This is a genomic window from bacterium endosymbiont of Pedicinus badii (genome assembly GCF_002075085.1).
In the GTDB taxonomy this organism is placed as follows: domain Bacteria; phylum Pseudomonadota; class Gammaproteobacteria; order Enterobacterales; family Enterobacteriaceae; genus PRUG.
This window is the reverse complement of record NZ_LKAS01000001.1, coordinates 199,165-212,339: the sequence shown is the minus strand read 5'-3', so window position 1 is coordinate 212,339 and position 13,175 is coordinate 199,165. Positions and strand designations below refer to the sequence as shown.

Annotated in this window: 12 protein-coding genes; 10 read left to right on the top strand and 2 right to left on the bottom strand. The window is 24.1% G+C overall.

All coding sequences use genetic code 11. The annotated features are described in order from the left end of the window. The first annotated feature begins 84 nt into the window (after positions 1-84). The 10 genes from gltX to AOQ89_RS01055 all read left to right on the top strand — a co-directional run bounded on the left by gltX (position 85) and on the right by AOQ89_RS01055 (position 9,875). The gene (gltX, locus tag AOQ89_RS01100) at positions 85-1,485 is read left to right on the top strand and encodes a glutamate--tRNA ligase (RefSeq protein ID WP_080872526.1); all 1,401 of its coding nucleotides are present in this window, start codon (positions 85-87) and stop codon (positions 1,483-1,485) included. A gap of 480 nt (positions 1,486-1,965) precedes the next feature. Continuing rightward, a complete protein-coding gene (locus tag AOQ89_RS02995) occupies positions 1,966-2,406 on the top strand; it encodes a HemK family protein methyltransferase (protein ID WP_143715371.1) in 441 nt (146 codons plus the stop codon). A 4-nt stretch (positions 2,407-2,410) separates the two neighbouring features. Beyond that, positions 2,411-3,475: a chorismate synthase gene (gene aroC, locus AOQ89_RS01090; protein WP_080872524.1), complete on the top strand. Its 1,065-nt coding sequence runs from the start codon at positions 2,411-2,413 to the stop codon at positions 3,473-3,475. 66 nt (positions 3,476-3,541) lie between these two features. Further along, the gene (gene fabB, locus AOQ89_RS01085; RefSeq protein ID WP_080872522.1) at positions 3,542-4,753 is read left to right on the top strand and encodes a beta-ketoacyl-ACP synthase I; all 1,212 of its coding nucleotides are present in this window, start codon (positions 3,542-3,544) and stop codon (positions 4,751-4,753) included. A 14-nt stretch (positions 4,754-4,767) separates the two neighbouring features. After that, on the top strand, positions 4,768-5,871 hold the full coding sequence (locus AOQ89_RS01080) for a 4-phosphoerythronate dehydrogenase (RefSeq protein WP_195909755.1): 1,104 nt from the start codon (positions 4,768-4,770) through the stop codon (positions 5,869-5,871). Between the two features lie 9 nt (positions 5,872-5,880). After that, a complete protein-coding gene (gene truA, locus AOQ89_RS01075) occupies positions 5,881-6,630 on the top strand; it encodes a tRNA pseudouridine(38-40) synthase TruA (protein WP_080872517.1) in 750 nt (249 codons plus the stop codon). A gap of 11 nt (positions 6,631-6,641) precedes the next feature. Continuing rightward, positions 6,642-7,502 (top strand): acetyl-CoA carboxylase, carboxyltransferase subunit beta, encoded by an 861-nt coding sequence (gene accD, locus AOQ89_RS01070; RefSeq protein WP_080872515.1) that lies wholly within the window; start codon positions 6,642-6,644, stop codon positions 7,500-7,502. 14 nt (positions 7,503-7,516) lie between these two features. Beyond that, positions 7,517-8,782 (top strand): bifunctional tetrahydrofolate synthase/dihydrofolate synthase, encoded by a 1,266-nt coding sequence (folC, locus tag AOQ89_RS01065; protein ID WP_080872511.1) that lies wholly within the window; start codon positions 7,517-7,519, stop codon positions 8,780-8,782. A gap of 22 nt (positions 8,783-8,804) precedes the next feature. Continuing rightward, on the top strand, positions 8,805-9,272 hold the full coding sequence (locus AOQ89_RS01060; RefSeq protein WP_080872506.1) for a CvpA family protein: 468 nt from the start codon (positions 8,805-8,807) through the stop codon (positions 9,270-9,272). Between the two features lie 21 nt (positions 9,273-9,293). After that, positions 9,294-9,875: a UbiX family flavin prenyltransferase gene (locus AOQ89_RS01055; RefSeq protein WP_080872503.1), complete on the top strand. Its 582-nt coding sequence runs from the start codon at positions 9,294-9,296 to the stop codon at positions 9,873-9,875. Here the strand turns inward: AOQ89_RS01055 and pta are convergent. Next, entirely contained in the window at positions 9,865-11,913 is a 2,049-nt protein-coding gene (gene pta / locus AOQ89_RS01050; protein WP_080872499.1) for a phosphate acetyltransferase, read from the bottom strand. The genes AOQ89_RS01055 and pta overlap by 11 nt on opposite strands. After that, complete coding sequence (locus AOQ89_RS01045; RefSeq protein ID WP_080872497.1) at positions 11,894-13,117, bottom strand: acetate kinase; 1,224 nt, start codon at positions 13,115-13,117, stop codon at positions 11,894-11,896. The genes pta and AOQ89_RS01045 overlap by 20 nt, the downstream gene beginning before the upstream one ends. Positions 13,118-13,175 lie beyond the last annotated feature (58 nt).

Here is a 13,175-nt window from a genome sequence, read left to right as displayed (position 1 = left end):
TATTTTTATTATAGAACAATGTAATATATTATACAAATATATTAATCATTCAGTTTTTATCAAAATAGGTGTAATAAAATTAATATGAAAGTTAAAACAAGATTTTCTCCAAGTCCAACTGGAAATTTTCATTTAGGTAATGCTAGAACTGCCTTATATTCTTGGTTATTTGCTAGAGCAAATAAAGGGAAATTCTTACTAAGAATAGAAGATACTGATTATGCTAGAGTAAAGTTTTCTTCTCTAAAAAGTATAATTGGAGGATTAAAATGGCTTAATATTGATTGGGATGAAAAAGTTTATTTTCAAAGTAAAAGGATTGTGAAATATAGAGAAATTGTCGTTTATATGCTGAAAAAAAAATTGGCATACAAATGTTATTGTAAAGAAGAAAGACTAAAAGAACTAAGAAAACAACAAATTTTTGAAAAAAAAAAACCTAAATATGACAGGTTTTGTATAAAAAATTCTAAAAAAGTAAATAAAAATGATAAATATGTAATAAGATTTTTTAATCCTTCTGAAGGAGATATAGAATTTTTTGATTTAATTAGAGGGAAAATAATTTTTAAAAATTCTGAATTAGATGATTTGATAATTATTAGAAACAACGGAATTCCAACCTATAATTTTGCTTCTGTTGTGGATGATGATGAAATGGGAATAACTCATATTATTAGAGGAGAAGAACACATTAATAATACTCCAAGACAAATAAATATTATTCGTGCTCTAAAAAAAAAGATTCCTACTTATGCTCATCTTCCTATGATTCTAGATGAAAATAGAAAAAAAATTTCTAAAAGAAATTTTGCGAAAAATATACTAGATTATAAAAAAGAAGGATTACTTCCTGAAAGTATAGTAAACTACCTTCTTAGATTAGGTTGGTCTTACAAAAACAAAGAAATATTTTCTTATGAAGAAATGAAGAATTTATTCAACTTAAATTCAATCAGTAAATCTCCAAGCATACTAAATTATAAAAAAATGTTTTGGTTAAATAAATATTATATTAACAATACTGAAGAAAAAGAAATACTTCCGTACGTAAAAAAATATTTTAAAATTTGTAACACAAATTTTAAAAAAGGACCGAAAATAGAAAAAGTTATTAATTATGTAAAAAAGAGATGTAATTCTTTAAAAGAAGTTTCAAAAAATTGCATTCCTTTTTATAAAAATTTTTTGCAATTCTCAGAATCTTCAAAAAAGAAAAATCTAAATAAAATTTCTGAGAAAGATATTGAAACTATTATTGAAGAATTTGGATCAATAGAATATTCAAAAAATAAAAATATAGAAAAATCTCTTAATAAAATAGAAAAAAAAACAAAAATTAAAAAAAAAGATCTATATAAGATAATTAAATTTATTTTGATTGGAAAAACAAAAAATTTTTCTTTAAACGAAATTTTAAGAATTTTAGGGAAGACAAGAGTAATAAAATATTTATTTTATGCATTAAAATTTTTACAAAAATAACAAAAATGAAATTCTATATCAGAAAGATTGCTGTAGAAATGAAATCAATACTTGATATAATAAGATGGACAGTTAGTCAATTTAATAGATCTAATATATTTTATGGACAAGGTTCAACAAATTCGTATGAAGAAGCCTTACAAATTGTATTTTCTAGTATAAATTTATCTCCTTATATAAGCTATAAATTTTTTTCTGCAAAACTAACATATAAAGAAAAAATTAGAATTATTAGTAGAGTAATTAAAAGAATAAGATACAGAATTCCGTCTTCTTATATAACAAAAACATCTTGGTTTTGTGGATTGAAATTTTTCGTTGATAATAGAGTTTTAATTCCTAGATCCCCTATATGTGAGGTAATAAAAAAAAATTTTTTTGGATTTTTAAAGAAAAATCCTAATCGTATTTTAGATATGTGTACAGGAAGCGGATGTATAGCTATACTTTGTGCAAAAAAGTACAAAAAATCTTTTGTAGATGCTTCCGANCGATATTTCTATAAAAGCACTTAATGTAGCTGAAAAAAATATTAATATGTATAATTTGCATAATAGAGTAAATTTAATTTTTTCTAACTTATTTAAAAATATAATTTTTGATAAATACGACTTGATAATTTCAAATCCTCCTTATGTCAGTAAAAAAGAAATTTTGCATCTTCCTAATGAGTATAAAAAAGAACCAAATATTGCCTTATATGGAGAAAAAGATGGTAACTTCTATATAAAAAAAATTTTATCTTTATCATACAGATACTTAAATTCTAATGGAATTTTAGTTTGCGAAGTTGGAAATAGAATGAAATACTTAATTTCTCAGTATCCTAAAATTTCTTTTTTTTGGACACCCTTAAAAAAAGGGGGGAAAGGAGTATTTATTTTAACAAAACAACAAATTAAAAAACAATTTAAAAATTAGTCATATGCCAGGAAATAGTATAGGTAAATTATTTAAAGTAACTACTTTTGGAGAATCACATGGATCACTTATAGGAGCTGTAATTGATGGTATGCCTCCAAAATTTTCTATTTCAGAAAAATACATACAAAAAGAGATAAATAGAAGAAAATCTGGATTTTCTGAATATACTACAAAAAGAATTGAAGAAGACAAAATAAAAATTGTTTCTGGAATATTTAAAGGACAAACTACGGGAGCCAGTATAGGAATATTTATAAAAAATAAAAACTTTAAAAGCAAAGACTATCAAAAATATAAAAACATTTATAGACCTGGTCATGCAGATTTTTCTTATAAAAATAAGTACGGTATTAGAGACTATAGAGGAGGAGGAAGAGCTTCTGCTAGAGAAACTGTTATTAGAGTTGCTGCAGGAAGTATAGCAAAAAAATATTTATTCGAAAAATGTGGAATAAAAATTTCTTCTTATGTTTCAAAAATCGGTAGATTACAGTGTAGAATAAAAAATTCTTATCAAATAAAAGATATAGAAAACGTAAAAATTGCAAATCTTCTAGAAAAAATCCAAAAATCAAAAAATTCTATTGGATCAAAAATTACTGTTTGCATAAAAAATGTACCAATAGGATTAGGAGAACCAATTTTTGATAAATTAGATGCTGATCTATCTCATGCTATCATGACTATAAATGCTGTTAAAGGAGTAGAAGTCGGAGATGGATTTTCTGTAGTAGAACAAAAAGGAGATAAAAATAGAGATCCAATTAGCAAATCAGGATTTTTAAGTAATCATTCTGGAGGAATTATTGGAGGTATTAGTACTGGACAAAAAATTATTTTGCACGCAGCTATAAAACCTACCTCTAGTATAGAAATTCCAATAGATACTGTAGACGAAAAAAATAGAAAAAAAACTATTATAGTTAAAGGAAGACACGATACTTGTTTAGGTATTAGAGCCATGCCTATAGTTGAATCTATGGTTTCTATTGTTCTTATGGATCATTATTTAAGAAATATCTCGCAATGCCACGAAATTTTTTTCAAAAAATTAAAAGTTTTTTAGTTTTTTATAATTTTTTTTAGAATGCAAATTAATTTTTCTTCTACTAATTTTTATAAGAGGTTATACATGAAAAGGGCTGTAATAACTGGTATAGGAATTCTATCTAGTATAGGTAGTAGTAAAAAAGAAGTTCTATACTCTCTAAAAAAAGGTCAATCTGGAATTACTTTTTCTGAAGAATTTAGAGATTCTGGAATGAAAAGTCATGTTTGGGGTAATATAAAAATTGATGTATCAGAAAATATAGATAGAAAAATGAGAAGATTTATGAATGATGCTTCTATATACTCTTATATTTGCATGCAACAAGCAATCTCAGATTCAAATCTAACGAAAAGTATGATTTCAAATGAAAGAACTGGACTAATAATTGGATCAGGAGGAGGCTCTCCAAGAAATCAATCTATAGTATTTAGTAAAATGAAGTCTGAAGGACTAAAAGGAGTAGGTCCTTATATGGTTCCTAAATCTATGAATTCTGGAATATCTGCTTGTTTAGGAACATTTTTTAAAATTAAAGGAATTAGTTATTCTATTAGTTCTGCATGTTCAACTTCAGCTCATTGTATAGGAAATGCATTTGAAATGATTCAATTTGGCAAACAAGACTTAGTATTCGCTGGAGGAGGAGAAGAATTATCTTGGGAAATAGCTTGTGAATTTGATGCTATGCGCGCCTTATCAACAAATTACAATCATACTCCAGAAAAGTCATCAAGAGCTTACGACGCGCATAGGGATGGATTTGTAATATCTGGAGGAGCTGGAATAATAGTCGTAGAAGAGCTACAGCATGCAATAAAAAGAAATGCTCATATTTATGCTGAAATTGTTGGATACGGAGCTAATTCAGATGGATTTAATATGGTTATACCTTCTGGAGAAGGAGCTATAAGATGCATGAAAAATGCAATAAAAGATATAGATTCTCCTATTGACTATATTAATGTTCATGGAACATCAACAAAAATAGGAGATATAAAAGAATTACTAGCTATTAAAGAAACATTTGGTGAAAAACATCCTTGTTTTTCCTCTACTAAATCTATGACTGGACATTCTTTAGGAGCCTCTGGAGTTCATGAAATAATTTTTAGTCTTCTTATGTTAGAAAATAACTTTATTGCTCCTAGCATAAATATAGAAAAAGTAGATTCTAATGTAAAAGGAATGAATTTGATTACAAAGTATACTAAAAAAAAACTAAATACTATTATGACTAATAGTTTTGGTTTTGGAGGAACAAATGTTTCTTTGGTCATAAAGAAAATTTTTTAAATTTGGAGGTATATTTGAATATTTTAATAGATGAAAACGTATATTTTGGAAAAAATATATTTTCTAGTGTAGGAAAAGTAAATATTATTAAAAAAAGAATATTTAAAAAATTTGTACTATCTCATTCTGATGCTTTAATTATTAGGTCTTCTATAAAAATAAGAAAAAATAGCCTACAAAACACTAAAGTAAAATTTGTAGGAAGTGCAACTTCTGGAATAGATCATGTCGATACAAAATATCTAAAAAATTCAAAAATCAAATTTTCTTTTGCAAAAGGTTGTAATTCTAGATCAGTTGTAGAATATGTTATCTCTTGCATGTATTTTTTTGCGAAAAAATACAATTTTTTTTTAAAAGATAAAGTAGTTGGAATTATTGGAATGGGAAGTATAGGATCTTTACTATTTAAAATACTAAAAAAAATGCAAATTAATACAATTTTTTATGATCCATTTGTAAAAAATCAAAAAAACTGTAAAAATTTAAAAGAAGTTGCTAAATCTGCTGATATAATCACTTTGCATGTTCCCTTAACAAAACATTGTAAACATTCTACTTGGCATTTAATAGACTACAATTTTTTGTCATCTCTAAAAAAGAATTGCATTCTTATTAATACTTCTAGAGGAGCAGTGGTAGATAATTTGGGATTACTTAAAATTTTAAAAGAAAAAAAAGAAATAAAAGTAGCATTAGATGTTTGGGAAAACGAACCAAAATTTTCTTCTTCTCTTTTTTCTTTAATAGATATAGGTACTCCTCATATTGCTGGATATTCATTAGAAGGAAGACTAAATGGTACTTTTTTAATATACAAAAAATACTGCAAATTTTTGAAAATAAAAAAAAAATTTGATAAAATTCTTTTTCCTAATAAACCAATTTTTAGATTTAAAATACCAGAAAAATACAGTATTTCAGAAGAAAAAATTGGTAAAATTATTAGAGTTTTTTGTAATGTTGAAAAATACAGCTTATTTTTTAGGAATAATGCTAAAGAAGATTTTTTTAAAATTAGAAATAAGTATACGAATAGAAGAGAATTTTCTTCAATTAAAATAGATACTAAAAATTTTAGATACAAACAACAACTTTCTAATTTAGGTTTTTCATAGATTTTATTAATGAGAATAGCTTTATTAATTGAGTATGAAGGAAGTAGCTATTTTGGTTGGCAAAATCAAAATTCTTTTCCAAGCATACAAGAAAATTTAGAAATCGCTTTAAGAAAAATTGCGAAAGAAAAAGTCAGCACTTTTTGTGGTGGAAGAACAGATTCTGGAGTACATGCAATAGGGCAAGTAGTGCATTTCGACACTACTAAAAATATTCCTTATAGTGCTTGGATAAAAGGAACAAACAGTTATCTTCCAAAAAGTATTCGCATAAAAAATATGCTCTATGTAAACGAAAATTTTCATGCCAGATACAGCGCAATATCTAGAAAATATCATTATATACTGTATAATGGACCTGAAGAATTTGCATTACTAAGAAATTTTGTAACATACTATAAAATTCCATTAAATGAAAAAAACATGCAAATAGCATCAAATTATTTAATAGGAGAAAAAGATTTTTCTACTTTTAGAAGTAGAAAATGCCAATCAAAAAGTTCTATAAGAAAAATTTATAAAATTAGAATATTTAGAAAAAATAATTATATTATATTTGAAATCGTAGCTAATTCATTTTTGTACAAAATGGTTAGAAATATAATTGGCAGTCTAATCAGTGTAGGAACAGGAAAAAAAAAAATAGGATGGATATTAGAAATTTTACTTAAAAAAAATAGAAATTTTGCAAGTTTTACAGCTCCTTCTAATGGACTATTTTTAACGAAGATCAATTATCCAAAAAAAATATTTTTGTAAAATTTTTTCATATGAATTGGATTAAAAAAATTTTAAAAAAAACAGTTTCTATACCAGTAGAAAAATCAAAAATTCCAAAAGGAATATGGGAAAAATGTGAAAAATGTAAAGAGTTTTTATATATTCCAGAATTAATAAAAAATTTAAGAGTTTGCACAAAATGTGGATATCATATGAAAATTAGTGCAAGATTAAGAATAAAAAATTTTTTAGATTCTGAAAATCAAAAAGAAATAGATTCAAATCTACTTCCCATCGATTCTTTGAACTTTAAAGATTTAAGAAAATATAAAGAAAGACTACAAGAAGCGCAAAGAAAAACTAAAGAAAAAGAAGCTATAGTAGTCATGCAGGGAAAACTTTTTTCTATTCCAATTATTGTAGCAGCATTTGAATTTTCTTTTATAGGAGGATCAATGTCTTTTTTAGTAGGAGAAAAATTTAAAAATGCTGTAGAAAAATCAATACAAGAAAATTGTCCTTTTGTATGTTTTTCTTCTAGTGGAGGAGCGAGAATTCAAGAATCTTTAATATCTTTAATGCAAATGGCAAAAACTAGTGCAGTAATTGCCAAAATGAAAAAAAAAAAATTACCTTATATATCGGTTTTAACAAATCCAACTATGGGTGGAGTTTCAGCTAGTTTAGCTACTTTAGGAGATTTAAATATTGCAGAACCAGAAGCTTTAATAGGATTTGCCGGTCCTAGAGTAATAGAGCAAACTGTAAGAACAAAATTACCAGATTTTTTTCAAAAAAGCGAATTTTTGCTTAAAAAAGGAGCTATAGATATGATTGTGCATAGAACAAAAATGAGAGAAAAAATAGCAAGTATTATTTCAAAATTGATTAAAAAAAAAATATATATGTAGTAAAATTTTAGTATATGCTTCTTAGCAATCTTCTTAAATTTCTAAAAAATCTACACTACAAAAAAATAGATCTAGATTTGAGTAGAGTAAAAAAAGTATTTTTGAAAACAAAAATTACAAAAATAGCAAAAAAAATTGTGCTTGTAAGTGGAACTAATGGAAAAGGTACTACATGCAAGATATTAGAGGACATTTTACTTTTTTATAATCAAAAAGTAGGAGTGTACAGTTCTCCTCATATTCTAAACTATAAAGAAAGAATAAGAATTAATGGAAAAATTCTTTCAGATAAATTTCACATAGATTCTATTAATTTTATAAATAAAATAAGAAAAAAAATATCTTTAAGTTACTTTGAATTTTCAACTCTATCAGCCTTTTATATTTTTAAAAAATGCAAATTAGATTATGCTATTTTAGAAGTTGGAATGGGAGGAAGACTAGATGCAACTAACATAATTGAACCAGATGTATCAATAATTACAAATATTGATATAGATCATACTAATTGGTTGGGAAAAAATAGATACTGTATAGCTAAAGAAAAATTCGAAATTTTTAGAAAAAAAAAGCCTTCTATTATAGGAACTGGAAACTTAACTAATAAAGAAATAGATCTTATTAAAAAAAAAAAATCTATTTTGTATAGAAAAAACTTCGAATGGCATATAGAAAAAAAAAATACACACTGGAATTGGATTGGAGAAAAAATTGTATTTAGTCATTTACCTTACGGAAGAATACCACCAGAAAATATAGGTGTAGCTATTGCTGCTACTCAATTCTTTGAAGATTTTAAAGTAGAAAAAAAAAATTTAAAAAATTTAATACTAAAATCAAGATTGATAGGAAGATTTCATATTATTTATAGTAGTCCTACCGTTATTTTAGATGGAGCGCATAATCCTCATGCGGCAAAAAAATTATCTAAATTTTTAAATATTTTCTTAAAAAAAAATAAAACAATTAGAGCAATTTTAGGTATTCTATCAGACAAAGATATACAAGGAATTGTTGAACCTCTTAGAGAAAGAATTAAATATTGGTACTGCACCAATTTAAATACTTCAAGAGGCTATAATGCAGAAGAAATCTCTTCAAAAATTAAGAAAAAAACAGTTTTTGTATTTAAAAATTCTAAAAAAGCTTGGAATAAAGCAATATTTGATTCCTGCATAGATGATTGTATACTAGTGTTTGGATCTTTTTATACAGTTTCAGAAATACTAAAAAAAATAGTACTCTTAAAAAGTAAAAACAAAATATTCCATAATTTTTGAATTTTTAATTGCAAATAAATAAATGATTCAGTACGCTGTTTTTTTTATTTTTTTTATTTCTTCCTTGATGGGATTACATAAAGGATTTATAAGAGAAATTTTTTCTTTACTTATTTGGTATTTTTTTATAATTTTTTTACTTAGTAACTATCAAGAAATAAATAAATTTTTCTTTAGTAATGCAAAGAATTCTATACAAAAATACATAAATTTTGCAATTTTTGCATTTTTTATCTTAATTATCAATAGAATTATAAATTATTCATTCTATTTATTCATACTAAAATTTGGATATTCATTTATAGACAAAATTTTAGGACTTTTTTTAGGAATTTTTAGAGGTCTTGTTTTGTCTTATATTTTTGTGTTTTTTTTAAATAAAAAATTAAGTATAAATCTTAAAAATAATTGGATACAAAAAATCATACAAAATTCTTATTTAAAAAAAGTACTTGATACAATTATAAATAAAATAAAAAAATTTTTTTAAAATAAATGAAAAAGTAATTATATGAAAAAAATTATTTTAGCTATTAGTGGAGCAAGTGGAGTTATATACGGAATTCGATTACTGCAAATTTTAAAACTTGAAAAAAATATTGAGACTCACCTTATTATTAGTGAATCTGCTCGTAAAACAATAAGTTTAGAAACTAATTTTTCTATAAAAAGTATAGAAAAATTATCCGATAAAGTCTATGATTTTCAAGATATATCTGCAGATATAAGTTCAGGATCATTTAAAACTTTTGGCATGTTTGTAGTTCCTTGTTCTATTAGAACTCTTTCTGGAATTGCAAACAGTTATAACGAAAATTTAATAATTCGTGCTGCAGATGTAATTTTAAAAGAAAATAGATATCTTGTTCTTGGAATAAGAGAAACTCCCATTCATATAGGTCATATAAATTTAATGCATAAAGCTTGTAGCATAGGGGCTATTATTATGCCTTTAGTTCCATCTTTTTATAAAAAACCTAAAAAAATACAAGAAATTGTTGATAATACAGTAAATAGAATGATTGATCAAATGGGAATAGTTTTGCAAAAAGAAATACTACAGAGATGGAAAAAAAATAATTTTATTGGATAGAAGTTATAAGTATAGTTAGTACAATATCATCTATCGTTGCTCCTCTAGAAATATCATTAACAGGTTTATTCAAACCTTGTAGTATTGGACCTACAGCTTTAATTTCAGTTGATCTCTGAACTGCTTTATAAGTTATATTTCCAGAATCTAAATTTGGAAATATAAAAACGTTAGTTTTTCCTTTAATAGAAGAATTTGGAAATTTTTTTATAGATACTTCTTCGCACACTGCAGCGTCGTACTGTACAGGTCCTTCTATGAGGATGTCAGGTTTATTTTTTTTCGCAATTCTTATTGCATTTTTTATTTTTTCTATATTATCTCCCTTTGCTGAATTTCCAGTAGAATAAGATAAAACAGATACTTTTGGAAAAAGACCAAATTTTTTAGCAGTTTCGTAAGATTGAATAGATATTTCCGATAACTGACTAGAACTTGGATTAGGATTAATAGCACAATCTCCATAAATATAAACATTTTTTTTAAAAAGCATAAAAAAAATTGAAGAAACTAAGGAGTATTTATCCTTCTTTTTTATAATTTGTAAAGCAGGTCTAACCACATCGGCAGTATTGTTTTCTATTCCAGCAACTATTCCATCTACTAATCCTGAATGAAGCATCAAATTTGCTAAAACTATATTATTTTTTACCTGTTCTTTTGCTTCTTTTTTATTCATCCCTTTATGTCTTCTAATTTCTAATAATTTTTCTACGTATTCATTTCTTTTTTTATCTGGATCTATTATTTTTATACCATATTTCTTATAAGAAAATCCTAATTTGTGAAAAATACTTACTATTTTTTCTGGATTACCCATAAGAATACAATTTACTATTTTTCTTTTTACGCATTCTATTGCTGATTTTATAATATTTATATTTTCTCCTTCTGGAAGAAGAATTGTTCTTTTTAATTTCTTTGATTTTTTTAATATTTCGTATATAAAAGAAGTTGAAGATATAGATATACACTGATTTTTAGAAGTGTTTTTTTTAATTTTTCTTAGAATTTTTGAGAGATTTATTTTGTTTATATTAAAAAATTCATTGTTGATATTTAAATAATTTGATAAAAAAAATTTTACTTGATTTTTTTTTATCTTTTTTTTTCTAAAGAGAATAGAAATTTTTTCGTATAAAAACATTTTTTCTAGTATTTTACAAATTTTGGATTCCTTATTTTTGAAATCTGTAACTAGTATGGCTTTTGGTTTGCCGATGATTTTAAGAAAAAATTTTTTTTCTAATTTTTCAATTTTTTTTGAATTAATTACAAGTAAATCTTTGTTACTAATTGTCAAATTTTTACATTTTTCAATTTCTGAATAATATTGAATAGAATTAAAAAAATTATTTTTATTTTTACTTTTGTAAAAGAGTTCTTTTGCAGAAAAAAATTTTTTTATTGCAGTAAAATTGAAATATAAGTACTCTTTTTCCCAGTATATTTTTCCTATATTTAAAATTTTATCAATTTTTTGAAATTTCCAGTTTTGGTTCTTTGATACTATTAAAAATTTATCTTTCCAATTTTTTTTTAAAATATTTATAAATCCTAAAATATTACTTCCATCAGAATTAGCAAAATATTTGTATAAAATTTTTTTTTCTTTTTCTATTTTTTTTATATTTTTTTTATCAAAAAAAATTAAGAATATTATTTTTGCATTAAATGAATTAAGAATTTCTAAATTAAATTCCTGAAAAAAATAGTGATTTTTATTTTTTGAAATTCCAAGTATAAAATTTATTTCAGAATTTTCATAATTTTCTTTATATTTTTGATAAATTTTTTGTATTAAATAATCTTGTTTCCCCTTAATAAAACAATCGTTTATAAAATTTACGGAATAAAAATTTTGTTTCTTCTTTAGCTTATTAATCGTATTTCTATAAGAAAACTCTTCAATTGGATTGAATATATTACTAAAAATATTTTTTTTTTCTAAAATACTTTTTATAGCTTTTACTATGTAGATAGTATTTCTAAATTTTTTGTTTCCTATTACTAGTATGTTATTTTTTTTTAATAGCATTTTTATTTTTTTTTATTAAGTAGTATGTTTCTTTTGCGATTATCAACTCTTCATTTGCAGGAACTACGAATATTGAATTTTTACTTTTAGTAATTCTTTGTAATTTTTTTATTTTAGAAGAATTTTTTTTTACGTCAATTTTGTATCCAAAATACTCTAAATTATTTATTATAATACTTCTGATTAAAACAGAATTTTCTCCTATTCCTCCAGTCAGTACAATTGCATCTATTTTTTCTCCTATTAATGCTATATATGCGCCAATATACTTAATGATTTTATAACAATACATAGATACCGCTATTTTTGCAAATTTATTATTTTTGTAGTATTGTTTTTCTATTTCTCTACAATCATTACTAATTCCACTGATACCCAACAAACCAGATTTTTTAATTAATATATTTTCTATTTCATTTAAAGAAATTTTTAAATATTTTTGCATATAAAAAATTATTGCAGGATCTATATCTCCAGATCTAGTACCCATCATAAGTCCTTCTAAAGGAGTAAATCCCATAGAAGTTTCTATACATTTTCCTCTTTTAATAGCAGATATAGAACTTCCGTTTCCTAGATGACAAGAAATAAGATTAATCTTCTTTTTCGAAATGTTCAAAAATTTTTTCATTTTTTGAAAAATATAACAATGACTTATTCCATGAGCTCCGTATTTTCTAATAGAATACTTTTTATAAAAATAGTAGGGAATAGAATACAAAAATGCAATTTTTGGAAGATTATAAAAAAAAGAAGTATCAAACACAGCAACATTTTTTTTTTTTAATTTTGGAAATTCTTTTTGCATACTATCTATACCAGATAAATTTGCTGGATTATGTAAAGGAGCAAAAGGAATAAGTTCTTCAATCTTTTTTAAAACATCTTCTGTTATTAAAGTAGGTTTTTTGAAAAATTTTCCTCCATGTACAATTCTATGCCCTATACAAAATATATTATCAAAAATTTGTACATTATTTTTAAGTATTCTTTTCTTTATAAATTTTAAAGATTCTTCATGATTACTATATTTTTTTAAAGATTTTTGAAAATTTTGACTATCTAAATTCCAAGAAATCCTCGTATTTGATAATCCAAAATTTTCTGCAATTCCAAAAATTTTTTTTTCTTCTTTAATGGGATCAATTATAGCGAATTTTAAAGAAGAACTACCGCAATTTACTACAAACACTAAATTTTTCATACTAATTTTTAGAGGATATTCTTCATTTGTTTGTTTATAATATCAGTAATAGCTTTCA

Coding starts and splice junctions, on each gene's coding strand:
- gltX (WP_080872526.1), top strand. CDS start 85: ATGAAAGTTAAAACAAGATTTTCTCCAAGTCCAACTGGAAATTTTCAT.
- aroC (WP_080872524.1), top strand. CDS start 2,411: ATGCCAGGAAATAGTATAGGTAAATTATTTAAAGTAACTACTTTTGGA.
- fabB (WP_080872522.1), top strand. CDS start 3,542: ATGAAAAGGGCTGTAATAACTGGTATAGGAATTCTATCTAGTATAGGT.
- truA (WP_080872517.1), top strand. CDS start 5,881: ATGAGAATAGCTTTATTAATTGAGTATGAAGGAAGTAGCTATTTTGGT.
- accD (WP_080872515.1), top strand. CDS start 6,642: ATGAATTGGATTAAAAAAATTTTAAAAAAAACAGTTTCTATACCAGTA.
- folC (WP_080872511.1), top strand. CDS start 7,517: ATGCTTCTTAGCAATCTTCTTAAATTTCTAAAAAATCTACACTACAAA.
- AOQ89_RS01060 (WP_080872506.1), top strand. CDS start 8,805: ATGATTCAGTACGCTGTTTTTTTTATTTTTTTTATTTCTTCCTTGATG.
- AOQ89_RS01055 (WP_080872503.1), top strand. CDS start 9,294: ATGAAAAAAATTATTTTAGCTATTAGTGGAGCAAGTGGAGTTATATAC.
- pta (WP_080872499.1), bottom strand. CDS start 11,913: ATGCTATTAAAAAAAAATAACATACTAGTAATAGGAAACAAAAAATTT.
- AOQ89_RS01045 (WP_080872497.1), bottom strand. CDS start 13,117: ATGAAAAATTTAGTGTTTGTAGTAAATTGCGGTAGTTCTTCTTTAAAA.